This is a genomic window from Burkholderia sp. BKH01 (assembly GCF_025685725.1).
GTDB classification, from domain to species: domain Bacteria; phylum Pseudomonadota; class Gammaproteobacteria; order Burkholderiales; family Burkholderiaceae; genus Burkholderia; species Burkholderia pyrrocinia_C.
This window is the reverse complement of record NZ_JAOTQT010000001.1, coordinates 615,497-633,651: the sequence shown is the minus strand read 5'-3', so window position 1 is coordinate 633,651 and position 18,155 is coordinate 615,497. Positions and strand designations below refer to the sequence as shown.

At 66.8% G+C, this 18,155-nt stretch carries 15 protein-coding genes; all 15 read left to right on the top strand.

Going from position 1 to position 18,155, the window contains the following annotated elements; genetic code table 11:
• Positions 1–759 precede the first annotated feature (759 nt).
• The 15 genes from OEJ37_RS02730 (at position 760) to OEJ37_RS02660 (ending at position 18,086) form a co-directional block, all read left to right on the top strand.
• Entirely contained in the window at positions 760–2,130 is a 1,371-nt protein-coding gene (locus tag OEJ37_RS02730; protein ID WP_263343113.1) for an undecaprenyl-phosphate glucose phosphotransferase, read from the top strand.
• An 8-nt stretch (positions 2,131–2,138) separates the two neighbouring features.
• Positions 2,139–2,591, top strand: coding sequence for a protein tyrosine phosphatase (locus OEJ37_RS02725; RefSeq protein ID WP_175947903.1), 453 nt, complete (start codon positions 2,139–2,141; stop codon positions 2,589–2,591).
• A gap of 26 nt (positions 2,592–2,617) precedes the next feature.
• On the top strand, positions 2,618–2,983 hold the full coding sequence (locus OEJ37_RS02720; protein WP_263343111.1) for a hypothetical protein: 366 nt from the start codon (positions 2,618–2,620) through the stop codon (positions 2,981–2,983).
• Between the two features lie 119 nt (positions 2,984–3,102).
• The gene (locus tag OEJ37_RS02715; protein ID WP_263343110.1) at positions 3,103–4,263 is read left to right on the top strand and encodes a polysaccharide biosynthesis/export family protein; all 1,161 of its coding nucleotides are present in this window, start codon (positions 3,103–3,105) and stop codon (positions 4,261–4,263) included.
• Between the two features lie 32 nt (positions 4,264–4,295).
• Positions 4,296–6,527 (top strand): polysaccharide biosynthesis tyrosine autokinase, encoded by a 2,232-nt coding sequence (locus OEJ37_RS02710; RefSeq protein ID WP_263343108.1) that lies wholly within the window; start codon positions 4,296–4,298, stop codon positions 6,525–6,527.
• A complete protein-coding gene (locus OEJ37_RS02705; RefSeq protein WP_263343106.1) occupies positions 6,511–8,040 on the top strand; it encodes an oligosaccharide flippase family protein in 1,530 nt (509 codons plus the stop codon). The genes OEJ37_RS02710 and OEJ37_RS02705 overlap by 17 nt, the downstream gene beginning before the upstream one ends.
• A complete protein-coding gene (locus OEJ37_RS02700) occupies positions 8,037–9,263 on the top strand; it encodes a hypothetical protein (RefSeq protein WP_263343105.1) in 1,227 nt (408 codons plus the stop codon). The genes OEJ37_RS02705 and OEJ37_RS02700 overlap by 4 nt, the downstream gene beginning before the upstream one ends.
• Positions 9,260–10,096: a glycosyltransferase family 2 protein gene (locus OEJ37_RS02695; RefSeq protein ID WP_263343104.1), complete on the top strand. Its 837-nt coding sequence runs from the start codon at positions 9,260–9,262 to the stop codon at positions 10,094–10,096. Before OEJ37_RS02700 ends, OEJ37_RS02695 begins: the two co-directional genes overlap by 4 nt.
• Before the next feature lie 3 nt (positions 10,097–10,099).
• Positions 10,100–11,170, top strand: coding sequence for a glycosyltransferase family 4 protein (locus OEJ37_RS02690; RefSeq protein WP_263343103.1), 1,071 nt, complete (start codon positions 10,100–10,102; stop codon positions 11,168–11,170).
• 67 nt (positions 11,171–11,237) lie between these two features.
• Positions 11,238–12,068 (top strand): glycosyltransferase family 2 protein, encoded by an 831-nt coding sequence (locus OEJ37_RS02685; RefSeq protein WP_174419667.1) that lies wholly within the window; start codon positions 11,238–11,240, stop codon positions 12,066–12,068.
• Between the two features lie 26 nt (positions 12,069–12,094).
• Positions 12,095–14,446 carry a DUF4838 domain-containing protein gene (locus OEJ37_RS02680; RefSeq protein ID WP_263343101.1) on the top strand — a complete coding sequence of 784 codons (2,352 nt, stop codon included), beginning with the start codon at positions 12,095–12,097 and terminating at the stop codon, positions 14,444–14,446.
• Positions 14,443–15,651, top strand: coding sequence for a glycosyltransferase (locus OEJ37_RS02675; RefSeq protein WP_263343099.1), 1,209 nt, complete (start codon positions 14,443–14,445; stop codon positions 15,649–15,651). The genes OEJ37_RS02680 and OEJ37_RS02675 overlap by 4 nt, the downstream gene beginning before the upstream one ends.
• 45 nt (positions 15,652–15,696) lie before the next feature.
• Positions 15,697–16,989: a polysaccharide pyruvyl transferase family protein gene (locus tag OEJ37_RS02670; RefSeq protein WP_263343097.1), complete on the top strand. Its 1,293-nt coding sequence runs from the start codon at positions 15,697–15,699 to the stop codon at positions 16,987–16,989.
• Entirely contained in the window at positions 16,947–17,222 is a 276-nt protein-coding gene (locus OEJ37_RS02665; RefSeq protein ID WP_263343095.1) for a hypothetical protein, read from the top strand. The genes OEJ37_RS02670 and OEJ37_RS02665 overlap by 43 nt, the downstream gene beginning before the upstream one ends.
• A gap of 21 nt (positions 17,223–17,243) precedes the next feature.
• Positions 17,244–18,086, top strand: coding sequence for an IclR family transcriptional regulator (locus OEJ37_RS02660; protein WP_263343093.1), 843 nt, complete (start codon positions 17,244–17,246; stop codon positions 18,084–18,086).
• Positions 18,087–18,155: the final 69 nt, after the last annotated feature.

Below are 18,155 nucleotides of genomic sequence, written 5' to 3'. Positions count from 1 at the left end.
TCGATTTATTCATACCTTTCGTGTTCCGGACATAGGTCATTGGTTTATCGAGGATTTTCTGCGTTGCAACAAGAGAATGCGTGTCGGTGGCACGGATCGTGCGTTAAACACCATGTGCCGAAGTAGTTAATACCATAACGCTAGACCAATCATGAATAAGATCCACATTCCGATATCCGGACGCGACGCGGGGGCGAAGCGGTCGATTCCGGACATTCAATCGATAAATCGCGTCCATTCGCCAATCCATTCAGGATGGTTCGGGCGCGGCATTTCCGTCGCCATACCGAACCGCGTCGATACGTCCTTGCGGCGGCGATGCATCGGCGCGGGGGCGTGCGCCTAAGCAACCGGCAGTTCGTCCGTCGCCTGGATTCATCGCGTGAATTGAACCGTCCGCTCGAAAAAGGCGCGTTCAATTTCATATAGGAATACGAATTTACAGGTCAATTCATCGATGGGTTCATGACGCCCGGGATGAATGTTGTCGATGCATCGGGATACCGAGGGCGGAGCATGTCCGGCGTCAGGCGGGGAATGTCCGCCGGTGCGGTGTTCGGCGTGAAGCACGGACAGTCGGGTGGCACCAAGGGTTGATTGCGTGCGGAAAATCGGATGTTGAGGAGTACATGAAATGAGCGCACCAGGGTTTTTCGACAATTCGTGCCGTGCCGAAGACGACATCGTGCGCTTCGACGACGCATACGGACGCGTTTGACCGCAAATACGGCGCCGTCGTGCGCCGCCCGGAGAAGATCCATGTTCGGATTTCAGTCGATTATTGCGCGCCTGCTCGATGCACTCGTCGTGGTGCTGGGCGCGGCTGCCGCGTCGCATGTGCGGTTCGATGACGATACGCTCGGCCGACCGGACGCGATGGTCGTCCCGTTTGTCGCGATGCTGACGCTCGCCGTCTTTCCGGCATGTCAGGTGTACCAGTCGTGGCGCGGGCGCTCGTGGATCGCGATGATCAGCCGCATCAGCGCTGCCTGGGTCGCCGTGCAGGCATGCAACCTCGTGCTGCTGTTCGCGATGCATCGCGCCGATCAGGTGTCGCGGCTGTGGTTCGTCTACTGGACGGCGATCGCGGGATGCGGATTCATCGTCATCCGCGTGGCTGCCTATACGATGCTCGCGCGCGTCAGGCATGCGGGCCTGAATCTTCGCAAGGTGGCGATCGTCGGACACGGCGCGCATGCCGTGCGTGTGATCGAAACGCTGGCGCTGTCCCCGGCAAGCGGGTTTCGCCCCGTCGTGCTCCACGATCCCGCGGGATCGTCCAACGGCATCGTCCCGGTGCTCGCGAATTTCACCGAGTTCGCCGCGGCAGTGCGTGCCGAGGCCGCGACGGAAATCTGGCTCGCGTTGCCGATCTCCGAGGAACGGACGATCCGGCGCGTGCTGAAGACGTTCGGCGACGACCTGATCAATATCCGCTTCATGCCGGACATGTGCAGCATCGCGTTGCTGGGCGGAACGATGATGGATCTCGTCGGCATGCCGGCGATCAACCTCGTTGCTTCGCCGATGTCGCATCGCGCATTGATGCAGAAGGCGCTGTTCGACCGGGCATTCGCGGCGGCAGCGCTCGTCGCGCTGGCGCCGCTGCTCGGCATGATCGCGTTGGCGGTCAAGCTGTCGTCCTCGGGCCCGGTGCTGTTTACGCAGTACCGGAAAGGCGCCGATGGCCGGGTGTTCAGGATCTACAAGTTCCGCACGATGCACATGCACGCCGAAAAGGCCGGCATCGTGCGCCAGGCGACACGGGGCGATGCGCGCATCACGCGCGTCGGCGCGTTCCTGCGTCGCACCAGCCTCGACGAGTTGCCGCAGTTCTTCAACGTGCTGCGCGGCGACATGTCGGTCGTCGGGCCGAGACCGCACGCGATCGAGCACGACGATCTGTACCGGCCGCTCGTCGAGGGATACATCCATCGTTACCGGATCAAGCCGGGCATCACCGGATGGGCGCAGGTCAACGGCTATCGCGGCGAGACGGATCACCTCGACAAGATGGTCGGCCGTGTCCAGCACGACCTCTATTACCTGCGCAACTGGTCCTTCGGGCTCGACATGAAAATTGTCGCCGCCACGGTGCTGAAGGGCTTCGTCCATCCGAACGCGTACTGAGCCCGGCCATGATCGAACGCATTCTGATCGTCTGCGACGGCAACGCATGCCGCAGCCCGATGGCGAGCGCGATGCTGGCACGCGCGTTGCCGTCCGTGCAGGTGCGTTGTGCGGGACTCATAGCGCTGGCCGGCCGGCCGGCAGCACAGGCTGCGATCGACGTGATGCGCGAACGCGGCTTCGACATCACGTCGCATATCGCGCAACCGGTGCATCTCGGCCACGTGCGCGCATCGCAACTGATCCTCGCGATGACGCTCGTGCAGTGTCGCGAGATCGAGCGCCGTTATCCGTTCGCGCGCGGTCGCGTCTTCCAGCTCGACCATGCCGCGAAATGCGATATCGCGGATCCGGTCGGCAAGTCGGCGGACGTGTTCGATGCCGTGGCGCGCCACATCGAGCGCGCGGTGGCGCACTGGATCGCGCGGATTCCCGCGGCTACCGCACGGGGGCACGGCTGATGCGGCGCCACGTCGGTCAACTCGCGATGCTCATCGGCCTGACGTGTGCGTCGGTTGCGCAGGGCAGTGCCCCGGCGGCGCGCCCTTCGACAAATGCGCCGCGCTGGATCGCGGGTCTCGCGGATACCGCGTCCCAGACCTCGAATCCGTGGCGCGGGTCGATTGCAAAGCCGGCGGTCGCGTCGGGCGTCGCGGTGCCGGCGGTCGACAACTACGTGCCGCTGCCGATCGAGCGGCAGATGCGGGCGTTGTCGATCGACGCGCTGGGCATGCCGACAGTGCGTCGCACGCGCGGCGCGGCACGCGTCCCGATTCGGCCGCGCGGCGGGACCGACAACGCAGCAGACGACTGGCCGGGCATGGAGCCGCCCTGGTCCCGTTCGTCATGGTGATCGACCGGGCGGCGCGGGATGGGGGCGAAGCGAGCCGAACCCTCGCGCGACGAATTGAACACGACCGTGCGCACGGCGCCACGGACGGAATTGACGATAGCGCGACATACGAGGCAGCAATGGGCAAATCAATCGACGATGTATCGACGGGAAGCAGACCGGGCCGCGCGCTGGCCCCGCTCGTGCTGTCCGTGTTCCTGACGGCGTGTGCCGTCGCGCCCGGCATGCGGATGACCGGCTCGCAGGAATTGCCGGTGGCCAGCGCGCGCAACGGCGAACCGGCGCAGTCGCTCGATGTGCCGATCCGTGAAATCGACGTCAACCTGCTGCAATCGATGCGCGACGACAGCGACGCGGCCGGGAATGTCGACGCGCTGTTGCACGAGCGCGCGAAGGGCGGCTATCGGATCGGTGCCGGCGACGTGTTGCAGATCACGGTGTGGGATCACCCCGAACTTTCCGCGGCGGCGCCGACGAATCAGACGTCGTCGACCCAGCGGCAGAGCGATCCCGTCGGCGGCTTCGTCGTCGACGAAACCGGCAGCGTGCAGTTTCCCTATGTCGGCACGCTCGCGGTTTCCGGCAGGACGACGACCGAGGTTCGCGATGCGTTCCGCGTCGCGTTGACGAAAACCTTCCGCGATCCGCAGGTCACCGTGCGTGTCACGTCGTACCGCAGCCAGCAGGTCTACGTCGAAGGCGAGGTGCGCAATCCGGGCGTCCAGCCGATCAACGACGTGCCGATGACGCTGATCGAGGCGCTCGATCGCGCGGGCGGGCTTCAGCCGACGGCCGATCGAAGCCGCATCGAGCTGATGCGCGGCGACGAGCATTACGTGCTGAACCTGTCCCAACTCGTTGCGCGACGCATCGACCCGGCCCGCATCCTGTTGCGCAACCGGGACGTGCTGAGCGTGAAGTCGCGCGAGGACAACGGTGCGTTCGTGATGGGCGAGGTCGCGAAGCCGACGCTCGCGCTACCGCTTCGCGACGGTTCGTTGACGCTCGGCGATGCGTTGCAGCAAGCCGGCAGCTTCAACAGCGGCACCGCCGACACGGCGCAGGTCTACGTGATTCGCGGGCGCGGGCCGAGTACCCCCGACGTGTTCCATCTCGACGCGAAGTCGCCGGTTGCCATGGTGCTCGCGAACGACTTCAGGCTGGCGCCGAAGGATGTCGTTTATGTCGACGGCAACGGCCTCGTCCGACTCAGCCGCGTGCTGTCGCTGCTGCTACCCGCCATCAATGCCGGCATGACCGGCGCGCTGGTCGCGAAATGAACCGCCGGAACCCGATAGACACTGGATTTGCCATGACCGACCTTTCCGAAGCACGGCTGTACGACGCGGCGTTGTACGACGATGCGCCCCTTTCGTCCTACGTCGACATCGTGCTGGCCCGGTGGCGCATGGTGCTGGGCATCGCGGCCAGCGTGTTCCTGCTGGGGCTGCTGTATGTCGTATTCGCGACGCCGATCTATCGTGTCGACGCGACGATCCAGGTCAACGAATCGACCACGGCGGGCAATTCGCCGTTGCACGACATCGCGGCGTTGCTCGACAACGGGAGCACGACCGCTGCCGAACTCGAACTCGTGCGCGCGCGCATGGTGATCGACTCGGTCGTCACGAAGCAGCATCTGAACATCATTGCCGAACCGCGCTATTTCCCGTTGATTGGCCGCTGGGTCGCGCGTCGTTATCGGGACGACGGCGTGGCGCAGCCGCTTGCGGGATTGTCCCGGTTTGCCTGGGGCGGCGAGCGATTCGACGTCGTCACGTTCGAGACGGCCGGCAAGAAAAGCCACGACGGAATCGACGCGCTGGACGGGCTCTGGTTCGACGTGACCGCCGAAGGCGGCGGGCGCTACGTGGTCAGGGACGAGGACGACGACGTCGTGCTGAAAGGCGAGGTCGGCGTGCCGGCGCACGGGCAGTACAAGGCGCAGCCGCTGACGCTGCTGGTCGCCGCTCTAGATGCCCGGCCGGGCACGGCGTTTCGGCTCAGACGCATCCCGCAGCTCGAAGCGGTCTCCCAGCTCCAGGACGATCTGACCGTCGAGGAAAAGGCCAAGCAATCCGGCATCCTGACCGTCACGCTCGAGGGCGACGACCGGACGCGCATCCGGGACATCCTGCGGGCCGTGGTCGACGGTTATGTCCAGCAGAACAAGGAGTACCGGAGCGAGGAGGCCGCCGCGACGCTGGCATCGCTGAAGAGCAGCATGCCGACGGTCATGAAGGCACTGAAGGACGCCGAGGACAGATACGCGGCGTTTCGCGCGCGCACGGGGACGGTCGATCTCGACGAACAGGGCAAGCTGCTGCTCGGTCAGGAAGTGGACATCGAGACGCGCACGCTCGAACTGAAGCAAAAGCGCGTCGACCTGATCGCGCGGTTCGCCGACGGCCATCCGGCCGTGCAGGCGCTCGACGCCAACCTGGCGGAACTGGCGGGCAAGGCGAAGGAGCTGAAGGCGCTCGAAGCCAGGTTGCCCGATACGGAGCGCGAGGGCCTCGGCGTGTTGCGTGACGTGCGCGTCAACACCGAGCTGTATACGAACCTGCTGAACACCGGCCAACAGCTCGAGATCGCCAGGCGCAGCGAGATCGGCAATGTCCGCGCCGTCGACCAGCCGGTCCTGCCGGTGAAACCCGTCAAGCCCAAGCGCCTGCTGCTGGTCGCGCTGTCGTTGTGTGTCGGGATTGCCCTTGGCATCGCCGCCCCGTTCGCGCAGCGGGCGGTATGGGGCCGCGTCGAGCATTCCGAGCACCTCGAGCAGGTGCTGGGCGTACCGGTCTATGCGGTGGTGCCGCATAGTCGGGAGCAGCGGCGTCTCGTGCAAAACCAGCAGCGTGCGGGACAGGGCGCGCATGTCCTCGCATCGGAAATTCCGGAGGACGTGACCGTCGACGCGATCCGCAGCCTGCGCACGACGCTGCAGTTCACGATGTCCGAGTCGGGGCACAACGTGATCATGGTCACGAGCCCGCAGCCCAGTGCGGGCAAATCGTTCCTCTGCGCGAACCTGGCTTCGCTGTTCGCGTCGGGCGGCAAGCGCGTGCTGCTGATCGATGCCGATATTCGCCGCGGTCAGTCGCACCGCCACTTCGGGCTGCCGGCGGCGCCCGGCCTGCCCGACGCGATCGCGAGCGGCGCGCTCGAGCGCGGCGTCCAGAAATCGGCGGTCGCCGGCGTCGACGTGCTCGCGCGCGGTGCCGTCGCCCGCACGTCGGAGCTGTTCAACGACGGCCGCTTCAAGATGCTGCTCGACACGGCAGCGCGTCTCTACGACATCGTCATCGTCGATACGGCCCCGATCCTCGCGCTGCACGATGCGGCGACCATCGGCCGCCACGGCGCGACGACGCTGCTGTGCGTCCGGCATGGCCGCAGTTCGATGCCGGAGATCCGCGAGGCGGAGCGTCGCCTGCGCAACGCCGGCATCGCGATCAGCGGCGTCGTGCTGAACGACGTGCCGCGGCGTCAGGCCGTCTACGGTGCGTATGGCGAAGGGAAATACGCATATGAAACCGAGCACTGAGCCCGCGATTCGCGACATCGCGCTGCGCGCCGCGAGCGACCGCGCGTCGCCCGCCGGCGAGCGGCTCGGTGCGCGCACGGTGCGAAGCCTCGCGTGGGCACTGGTGCAGGCATGGGGCGGCAAGCTCGTCACGCTCGTCACCTACTTGCTGGTCGCGCGCTGGCTCGGTCCGGCGGACGTCGGGCTTGCGGCCGCGGTCACGCTGTCGCTGTCGCTGGTCCTGATGATCGCCGAGGGCGGCCTGGGCGACGCGCTGGTTCAGCGCGCATCGCTCGACGACGACGATCTCGAATGGCCGTTCGCGTGCTCGATCGGCATGGCGATCGTGCTCGCGGCCGCGCTGTTCGTCCTCGCCGGGCGCGTCGAAACGTGGCTGGGCGTACCGGGCCTGGCGCCGTATCTGCGGGTGGCGTGCGCGTTCGTCCCGATCGGCTCGGCGAGTTCGTTCCAGGAGGGGCTGTACAAGCGGCGGCTGGATTTCCGTACGCTGGCGATGCGTCAACTCGTCTCGGTGAGCGTTGCGGGCGCCGTGGCGGTCGCGCTGGCGATCGCGGGCGCCGGTGCGTGGAGCCTGATTGCGCAGGCGGCGACCTTCATGACGATGTCCGCGCTCTGGCTCTGGCGCAGACCGGTCTGGCGTCCGCGCGGCCGCCGGAACGCGTCGACGTTCTGGCCCATTGCGCGCTTCGGCGGTCATGTCGTCGCGGCGAGGCTGATCGACTGGTGTGCGACGCGCACCGTGGACCTGATCGTCGTCGCGCTGTACGGCGCGGCCGGGCTGGGCATCTACGCGATCGGCGCGAGGCTGTACCAGACGGCGCTGGAACTGCTGTGCCGCGCCGCGACCGACGTCGCGCTCGCGGTGCTGTCGCGTGTCGCGCACGACGCCGGGAAGATGGCGGCCACCTACCTCGACGTCACGGGGCTGGCCGCGATGGTTGCGGCGCCGCTGTTCGTGCTGATGGCCGTGTCGAGCCACGACATCACGATCGCGCTGTTCGGCGCCCGCTGGGCCGATAGCGCCGCGATCATGACGCCGCTGATGGGGCTCGGCGCGATCCAGACGGTCCAGTTCGTCAACGGTGCATTCCTGTCGGCACGCGGCCGGCCGAACGTCACGATGTGGCTGACGGTCGTGAAGCTCGTCCTGGTATTGGGCGCGATGGTCTGCCTGCCGTCGCACGACGTCGCCGGGCTGGCGTGGCTGTATGTCGGCGCGGTGCTGTTCGTCACGCCGCTCAGCTTCGGTGCCGTCGTCGTCGAGCTGTCGATCGATCCCGGCCGCTTGCTGGGGCGGCTGCTGCCGCCGTATCTGATCGCGCTCGGCTGCGCGCTGCTCGTGTCGCGGCTTGGCGCGCACCTCGGCGGCGTGCCGGCCGTGGTCAGGTTGCCGCTGCTGATCGTCTGCTTCGGCGCCGCTTATGCCGGCGCAACCTGGATGTTGCGTCGTCAGGCCGCCCGGCAAACCGTGGCGATGCTGATCGCATTGCGTGACGCGAGGCAACGGACATGAGCCGCCTCGCGCTGCAGGTGCCGCGGCAACGCGCGTCGTCGTCCGGTGCGTCGACGATCGGGCCGCATCTGCGCTTCGATCTCGCGGACGCGGTCTTGCTCGTGCTGCTGCTGCTGAACTCGATCCAGTTCCTGAAGATCGGCGGTGCGCAACTCGGTCAGATGTTCGCGGTGCTCGTGCTGCCGGTGCTGCTGGTGCGGCGCCGGATTCCCGTCGGCGCGTGGGAAATCTGGGCCTTTGCGTTGTTCGTCGGCGTCGCGTTGTCGACGACGTTCCTGTCCGGCTATCCGCGCTTCAAGGCGGCCGAGCAGATCGTGAAATTCGTGTTCGTGATGCCGGCGTTCTATTTGATCGGCCGTTATTACGGCGCGCGGGCACGCACGCGGCCGTTGCCGTTCGGCTATGTCGCGATCGCGGGGTTCCTGGCGTTTCAGTACGCGCTGCAGTATTTCGACGTCCCGGTGCTGTACGAAAAAGTCGATTTCATGCAGAACGCGATTCACGGTTCGTTCAAGGAGCGCAACTGGTTCGCGGCGTCTTTCTTCCTGACCGCCTATGCCTGTTTCCTGCAGTCGCCGCGCCGCATTCCCGACGTCGTGAAGTTCGTTGCGCTCGCACTCGTCGTGACGCTGCTGAGCGAATCGAAGACGGTGTTGATCGCATGCGCGATCGTGATCCTGCTGCAGGTGCGCGGCCATTTTTTCGCGAAAGTGCTGACGATGGCCGCCGGGGCCGGGTTCTATCTGTACATGTTCACGCGCGAACTGACCGGCGACCAGCTTCAGGTCCGGCTGCAACAGGAGCGCGGGCTTGCCTTCACGGAATCGATCAAGCTGGTCGGCCGCGACTGGATCGGTCACGGCTTCGGCTTCGTCGAGCATTACTTCTCGCACTCGGCCGTCGCCGTCCGCGGGCTCGGCGAGGGCACGAGTGCCGTCTTTTGCGCGCCGCTGGATCTGATGCTGGTCGCCGGGCCGATCGGGCTGCTCGCATGGGCGGTGTTCTTCGCCGGTCTCGGCCAGGGCAGGCGCGCGATGGTGTTGCTGGCGCCGATCGCGGCGTGGTCGCTGATCAACCCGATGCACCAGAGCGAAACGTCATACCTGTTCGTCGGTTATCTCGCGTCGTTCGCGTTCGCTTCTCGGGCGGCACGCCTGAAAGCGCGCGCTGCGCCGCGCGTGTTGCGGCCCCGATCCATTTTCCCGTCCGGACCTACGCGATGAAATTCTCTCTCATCATGGCGACGCTCGGCCGTAGCGACGAGATCGAGCGCATGTTCGATTCGCTGCTGCGGCAGGCCTACGCCGACCTCGAAGTCATCGTCGTCGACCAGAACCCGGACGACCGGGTCGAGCGGATCGTCGGCCGGTATCGCGACCGGCTGACGATCGTTCATCTGAGATCCGACAAGGGCAAGTCGCGGGCGACCAACGTCGGCCTGAAGGCCGTGACGGGCGACGTGGTCGGGTTCCCCGACGACGATTGCTGGTATCGGCCCGGGACGCTCCATGCGATCGCGGCGCGCTTATCCGCCGACAGGATGCTCGACGGCGTGACGGGCATGAGCGTCGACGCCGCGGGCCGGCCGTCGCAAGGACGGTGGGCGAGCTCGGCGCAGACCGTCAACCGCTTCAACGTGTGGGTGTGCGCGACGTCGTACACGATCTTCCTGCGCCGGTCCGCCGTGCATGCGGCGGGGCAGTTCGACGTGGACCTCGGCGTGGGCGCGACCACGCGCTGGGGAGCAGGGGAAGAAGTCGACTTTCTCGTGCGCGCGTTGCAGGCGGGGTGCCGGATCGACTACGACCCGCATCTGCGCGTCCATCATCCCGAACCGCTCGCCGTGCTCGACGAGCAGGCCTATGCGCGCGGCCGGCGCTACAACCGCGGGTTCGGGCATGTGCTGCGCATCAATCGTTATCCGCTCGCCTACGTCCTTTACATGATCGCGCGGCCTGTCGCCGGCTGCCTGCTGTCATGCGTGCGCCGCAATCCCCGGCGTGCGAAGTACTACTGGATCGCCGCGTCGCATCGACTGCTTGGCTGGATGGACTGAACGATGAGCACGATCTCCACCGCTTCGACCGAATGCACCGACCGTGCCGAGCCCACCGAGCGCGCACCCCTCACGGTCTATGCCGACACGCGCTGGCCGGCCGGAACCGGCATCCACAACGTGATGGCGGCCTATGCCGAGCGCGCGCCGTCGACCGTCCGCATCGATCCGCTGCCGGTCGGCGGCGGTGTCGCGCACCCGCTGTCGCCGCTTGCGTTGAGCCGGGCGCTGAGGCGGCTGCCGGCCCGCAACGCCGTGTTCTGGAATCCCGGTTTCGTACCGGCCGCGTTGCCCGATTTCCCGTCGGTGGTCATGGTGCACGACCTCACGCATCGCCACTTCTACACGCGCGCGCATCGCTTCTACTACGACACGGTGCTGCGGCCGCTGTACCGGCGTTGCACCGCGATCGTCTGCGTGTCCGAGTTCACGCGCGACGAATTCCTCCGCTGGTCGGGCATGGCGCCGGATCGCGTTCACGCGATCCACAACGGGACCGACGCTGCATACCGGCGCAACCGCGACACGCTCGGTTATCCGTTCCCGTACGTGCTTTATCCGGGCAACCGGCGCAACTACAAGAACCTGCATCGGTTGATCGAGGCATTCGCCGCGAGCGGGCTGTTGTCGCTCGGCGTGCGTCTGATGCTGACCGGCGACCCCGACCCGTCGCTGCTTGCGCACGCCGCGCGGCACCGATGCGCGGACGGCCTCGTATTCACGGGGGTATTGCCGAACGATGCGATGCCGAAACTGTATCGAGGCGCGCTGTTCGTCGCGTTCGTGTCGCAGTACGAAGGTTTCGGCCTGCCGATTCTCGAGGCGATGGCATCCGACGTACCGGTGCTGACCTCGTGCGTGTCGGCGATGCCGGAAGTGGCGGGTGCCGCCGCGATGCTCGTCGACCCGTTGTCGGTCGTCGACATCGCGGTCGCCATGCGCCGGCTCGGCACCGAGGCCGCGTGGCGGGACGCGCTCGTCGCGCGGGGCCGGGAGCAGATCCGCCGGTTCGACTGGGACACATCGGCGCGCAAGTTCTGGCGGCTCGTCGAGCAGGTTGGCGCGTCGGCGTGACGCGCAGGGCAACGAACAGAGCCGGGCAAACCGGCCGACACAATCCACCACGGCGCGGGGTATCACGATGGAAACCGAAGGAAGAATCAGCGTCATCGTCGTCAATTACGGCACGCCCGACCTGACGATACGATGCGTGGCGTCATTGACGTCGTTGCGCGTTGCACTCGCCGACGACATCGTCGTCGTCGAGAATGCGTCGCCGGACGACTCGTACACGCGGTTGCGACACGCATTGCCGCGCGGCGTCAGGCTGCTGCGTGCCGCATGCAATCGCGGCTTCGGCTCCGGCGTGAACTTCGGCATGGCCGCCTGTCGACGCGACTACGTGCTGGTGGTCAATCCCGATACGCGTTTCAGCGAGAACGGGCTGGCGAAAGTGCTGGATCTGTTCGAGCAGCGACCGGAGACCGGGCTCGTCGGGCTCGACCTGCAATATCCCGACGGCCGGCGCCAGTACTCGGCACGACGGTTCTACAGCTGGCTCGACATCGTCGCGCGACGCACCGCGCTCGGCCGCTCGGGCCGCTTTCGCGCGCGGATGAACCAGCATCTGATGATCGATGCATGGTCGTGCGGCAATCCGTTCGACGCCGAATGGGTGATGGGAACGGGGTTCGTCGTGCGGCGCGACATGTTCGAGTCGCTCGGCGGCATGGACGAATCGTATTTCCTGTACATGGAGGATGTCGATCTGTGCGCGCGGACCTGGCTGGCCGGCTATCGAGTGCTCGGCATGCCGGGCGTCACGCTCGTGCACGATCATCAACGACAGTCGGCGGCGAGCCCCGTGTCGCGAGCGGGGCGGCATCATCTGCGCAGCCTGTGGCGGTTCTACCGCAAGTTCCACGTGCCGCTGTCGTTGCCGCCCGGCATCTCGCGGATCGCACGGCAATGAGGCCGGCGTCGCCGGTTCGTGTCGCCGTGCGTGCCGTGGTTGTCGCGTTGTGCGCGGTGGTCGCGCGCGGCGGCGATTGCGCGCAGCCGGTGCGGCCGCCGCACGACGCGCATGTCGTCGCCGGAAGCCCGCCGGTGTCGGCGCCGCGCGTGCTGCTTGCGCAGGGTGGCGTCGCGCGCTACGTCGTGCGCGCCGGTGCGACGGATGCCGTGACGCGCCATGCGGCGGACGAGATTGCCGACTACCTGTCGCGGATCAGCGGCGCGTCGTTCGCCGTGTCGGACGACGCGCACGACCGGACGCCGGCCATTGTCGTCGGCGGCGAGCATGCGGCGGAACGATGCCGTTCAGCCCGCGCGGCGCCGCTCGGCAGCGACGGCTTCGTCGTCTGCCGCAGCGGCGACGACCTCGTCGTGGCCGGCGACACCCCGCGCGGCACGCTGTTCGGCGCGTACTGGTGGCTCGACCGCAAGCTCGGCGTGAAGTGGCTCGCGCCCGATGCGACCGAGGTGCCGCAACAGGCCGAGCTGCGCGTCGACACGGCACCCGTCCGGCAGGTTCCCCGCTTCGCGTATCGGGAGGTGTTGATCGCGGAAGGGGAGGACAAGCCGTTCCGCGCGCATAACCTGCTGAACGGCGAGTCGCACGGCACGTCGTATCGCGCTTCCCCACCCGGTATCGACATGTGGGATCGCAGCTGGCTCGCGCGGGACGGCGACGCCGATTTCTGGACGCTCGTGCCGCACGACCGGTATGCGGCCGCCCATCCCGGCTGGTATGCCGGCGGGCAACTCGCGATGATGTCGGCCGACGTCCGCGCCACCATGGCGGCCGAGATCGTGAAACGCCTGAAGCGGCAACCCGACCCGAGCCGCATCTGGTTCGGCATCCGCGACATGGACTGGGGCTGGGACCTGGACGCAGCCAGCCGCGCGTTTGCCGACGCGCATGGCGGTGCGCCGTCGGCGGCGTTTCTCGATATGGTGCGGGACGTGGCGGCGCGGGTCCGGCAGGCGGTTCCCGGCGCGCGTTTCGCGATGCCGGCCTATCACTGGGGCTTCACGCCGCCGGACGGCATGCAGGTTCCGGATCACGTTCGCGTGTATCCGATGACGATCCAGGTCGACTACAGCGTCGCGCTGAACGAGGACCGCAACGCGCCGCTGCGCGACGGTCTGCGCAAATGGAGCGACATCGCGCGGCACGTCACCGTGTGGGATCACGTCGTGAACTTCGGCGGCTACCTCCAGCCGACGCCGAATCTCTATCCGATCGGCCGCAGCATCGCGTGGCTCGCCACGTTGCCGAGCGTCGACGGCTACTTCGCGGAAGGCGACTGGCAGTCGCGCGGCGGTGAATTCGCGAGCCTGCGCGTGTGGCTGATCGCCCGACTGCTCTGGTCGCCGACCGCGGACCCGCGCACGCTCGTCCGCGAATATTGCGACGCCTATTACGGCGCGGCCGCGCCGGCCGTCGTGCGCTACATCGATCGCATGCATGCCGCGCTGCGCGCGAGCGGCGACGTGCTGGCCGAACAGACGCCCATCGGCATGTCGATGTACACGTACGACTTCGTCCGCGAGTCGGAGCGGGATTTCGACGCCGCCGCCCGTGCGGTCGACGGCGATGCCGTGCGTAGCGCGCGCGTTCGCCAGGCGCGCATGCCGCTCGATTTCGTGATCCTGGCGCTGCGCGACCGCTACGCAGCGCGCGCCGCGCAGGAAGGCTGGGACCTCGATATTCGCGCGCGGCGCGCGCGTTTCGATGCGGCGATCTCGGCCGCGGGCGTTCGTCAGTACCGGCAAAGCGGCAATCTCGCGGCACTCGGCGCATTGCTCGATCTCGACCGCCATCCCGTCGTTGCGCCGCCGCTCGTGGCAGGCCTCGCCGACAGCGACTGGCGCGCGATCGATGTTTCGCGCGTGAATCTCTACGACAGCGCACGCGTGGTGGCCGACCCCGGTGCGCCGGACGGCGCAGCGATAGCGATACGCGGCGATTCGAGCGTCTGGGCAATCCAGCTCAAGCTCGACAAGCTGCCGCGCGACGGGCGCTGGGATCTCTACGCGTCGGTGCGTGTGCCGGAAGGCGGCGCTGCGGGTGGTGCTGGCGATGCGGCCGTGCGGGTGGGCGCCTACCCCCCGATGACGCTGCGCACCGACACGCCGGCGCGCACGCTCGACGACGCGCGATTCGAATGGCTGCCTGTCCCGGGCGGCCCGTTCGCGTATGACGCCGATCACGAGAAGGGCATTTATGTCCACGGAGTCGGATTCGCGCGAGGTCAGTCCGTGCGCGTCGGCACGTTCATCGCCATTCGTCACGGCGCGCCGGGCGGCACGCTGTCGCCGGTTCCGCCCAAAGGGAACGCCTCATGAAAGTTGCCATCGTCTCGCCCATTCCGCTGTTTCCCGTCAATGCAGGCAATCGCAGTCGCGTGCTGAATCTCGCGCGGGCGGTCAGATCGCTCGGCTGCGACGTGCATTTCGTGTATCTGGAATCGCGCCAGACGGGCGGCATGGACCTTGAGGCGCATCGCCGGGAGTTCGGTGCCGACCGCGTGTCGATATTGCGCCGCGCGGGCTTGGCGCTGGCGCTGTATCGCGTCAAGCGGGTGGCCTGGCTGGTGCGCCGTCTCGCCGCGAAAGCGGCCGGCAGCCGGCATGCGTACTACACGGGGCTCGACGAATTGTTCAGCGAGCGCTTCTCCGGGCAGTTGCGCGCGCTGCAGCATCACCACGCATTCGATGCCGTGTTCGTCGAATACGTGTTTTATTCGCGCGCGCTCGATGCGTTTCCCGACACGGTGGTCAAGGTCATCGATACGCACGACATCTTTGCGGACCGGCATGTTCCGTTCATCGGCCGCCCCGGCGCGAAGCGCTACATGTTTTCGATTCCACCGGAACGGGAGTGCGACGGATTGCGCCGCGCGCATGTCGCGCTGGCCATCCAGGCCGAGGAAGGCGGCCTGCTGGCGGCGCGCCTCGGCAGCGGCGACACCCCGGCAGTCGCGGTGCTGAGTCACCTGCTGGCGTTTCCGCCGCAGGTGGACTGTGCCGCGCATGCCGACGCGACCTTCCTCGGCAGCGACAACCAGCCGAATCGCGACGCCGTCAAATACTTCGTCGACGAGATCCTGCCGCATATCGTGGCCCGGCTGCCGGCGTTTCGCGTGCATCTCGCCGGCACGATCGCGTCGGCCGTCCCCGACGGGCCGCATATCGTCAAGCACGGCCCCGTCGCCGAGCTGGGCGACGCATTCGCCATCGCACCGATCTCGATCAATCCGATGCTGCTCGGCACCGGCATCAACATCAAGCTGCTCGAAAGCATGGCGCTCGGCGTGCCGATCGTCAGCACCCGGACGGGCGCGCGTGGCCTCGGCGAGCATGACCTGCGCGGGGTGACCGTCGTGCGCGACGGCGATCCGCAGGGCTTTTCGGATGCGGTCGTCCGGCTCGCGACGGACCGCACGCATCGCATTGCCCAAGGTGCGGCGGCGCGAGATTCCGCACGAGCCTGGCACGACACGCAGCTTCGCGTTCTTCGCGAGACGCTCCGGGTCGCCGCACCGGCCTGACGGGTGCATCCGTCGAAACCATCGAATCACCCAGGGGAATCGAACATGTCGAAACTGGCCGGTCTGACGCAGCGGCTTCGCGTCTGGTTGTATGTCAAGCGATTGACCATGCAATGGCGTCGTGAGGCCGCACGACGCGTCGCAGGCGACGACGGTAAGTCCGCCGCCCATCTGCTGGTCTTGCCGTGCGATCCGTGGACGCTGGTCGGCTCGAAGGGCGATGAAGCGATGCTGCGCGCGGTCGTCGAGCGGTTGCGACAGGCGAACGGCGAGTTGAAGGTGTCGGTCGTCACGGCCACGCCCGCGGCGGCAGACGCCGCGACCCGGCTCGGTTTGCATGCGGTCGACGCATGGAACGAGCCATGGCGCCTGACGGCCACGGTCGAACGGCTCGTCGCACTGCGACCCAGCGCGGTGGTCGTCATCGGCGCCGACGTGATGGACGGCTACTACTCGCCCATTACGTCGCTGAGGTTGCTGGCAACCGCGGATCTGCTGGTCCGACGCGGCGTGCCCGGCACGATTCTCGGCTTCAGCTTCAACCGCTTGCCGTACACGCAGTTGCGGCATGCGTTCGATCGGATCGACGCCCGGCTGCTGGTCAACGTCCGCGACGGCGTCTCGCTCGATCGATTCAGGCGTTTCAGTTCGGCGAGCGCGGAGCTCGTGGCGGATTCCGCCTTCATGCTCGAGCCGGACGAATCGTCCGATTGCGTCAGGCGCACGGCGGCGTGGGTCGCATCGCGCCGCGCGGCCGGCGACATCGTGATCGCATTCAACCTTCACCCGATGCTGATCCGCCGGGCCAGCGACGACGATATCGCGGCGCTGGTCGCGTCGGCGCAGGCAGCCATTCGTGAGCTTGCGGAGCATCATCGGATCAGCATCGTGCTGCTGTCCCACGACTATCGCGGCCGGGACGGCGACGATACCTGTCTCGAGCCGCTGCATCACGCATTGGCCGCGACGATGGGCGAGCGGCTTTGCTACCCGCGCACCAGGATGTCGGCGGCGGAACTGAAGGCCATTTCAGGGCAGGTGGACGGCGTGGTGACCGGACGCATGCATCTGGCGATCGCCAGTCTTGGCATGGGCGTGCCTGTCGCCGCGCTGACCTATCAGGACAAGTTCCAGGGTCTCTTCAGTCATTTCGGTCTGTCGGACGCCTTCTTGCTGAAGCCCGAGGAAGCGATGCGTTCCACCGATCTGGCGGCGGTGCTGGACCGGTTCGTGGCGGCGCTTCCGCAACTGCGCAACCAGGTGCACGCCGCGCTGCCGCGTGTAAAGGAGGCGTCATGCAGAAACTTGCGCGGCGTGATCCATGCGATCCGGCCTTAGCGAGCGGTTTCAACGATATTTTCCCCCGCGTTCGCAGCAGCGCCGCATTACGTGCGCGGTCGATCCCGGTCCGGCAAAGGCGTGCGTCCAGGGTGGCCGGTCGGCAGGAATCCGGACGATTGTCCGATCCGGGAAACGCCGCAGCCATGGTGACCGGAAACAAGCTGATTGCCGGGCCGGCTGCTGCTGCCGGCTGCGACGCCGGTCATTCCGGCGTGACTCGAATGAGCTGAATTCCAGAGGTATCGTTTTACATGCGGAATCCAAACGAAGATCCGGTTGATCCCGACGGTTCGGGTCTCAAGAAAAAAGCGAATTATCGTGCGCCGGCACTCGAGAAGGGCCTCGATATTCTCGAGTTGCTCGTCGGTCGCGAGTACGGAATGGCGCAGGCGGACATCTGTCGCGCGTTGAAGCGCAGCCGGAGCGAACTGTATCGGATGATGCAGGTGCTCGAGGAGCGAGGGTACATCTACAGGGTGGATCGTTACGACCGTTACGCGCTGACCATGAAGCTTTATTTTCTCGGACAGCATCATGCGCCGACACGATCGCTCGGCGCGCTTGTCGCACCGCTCCTGCAGCAGTTCGCGTTGCTGACTGTCCAGTCGTGCTACCTGACGGTATTCGATGGCGACACGATGGTTGTCATCGCAACGGCCGGCGCTGAAACGGAATGGAACCTGGCGGTCCGGGTCGGCACGCGCGTTCCGCTGCACGGCAGCGCTGCGGGAGAGATGTACCTTGCCTTTCAGGACGAAGAGGTGCGAAGCCGATTGCTTCGGACCATCGGGCACGATGTCGAGTCGTGGAATCAGCCGCGCAGTGACGAAGCATTGCCGACCCATCAGGTAGACGGTTATATCTGCCGCCCGAATGAGCGCATTCCCGGCATCACGGATATCGCAACGCCGATCGTCGACAAGTCGGGCTCGGCAATCGCCATCCTCGCTTGCCCATACCTGGCGCTCTCGGGAGAAGCCGGAGCGATGTCGATCAGGCAGATCGGCGTCGCGCTGTGCGAAACGGCACAGCGCATCTCCGCGACGGTCGATCAGCGGTTCATGCAGTCCGCCGTCGAGATGCCGTTGCGTTAGCCGGCGCGGAGTGCGCGTCGGGCGGGGTGAGGGTATTCCGGAAGCCGGTGCGGGAGCCGGTACCCTGGT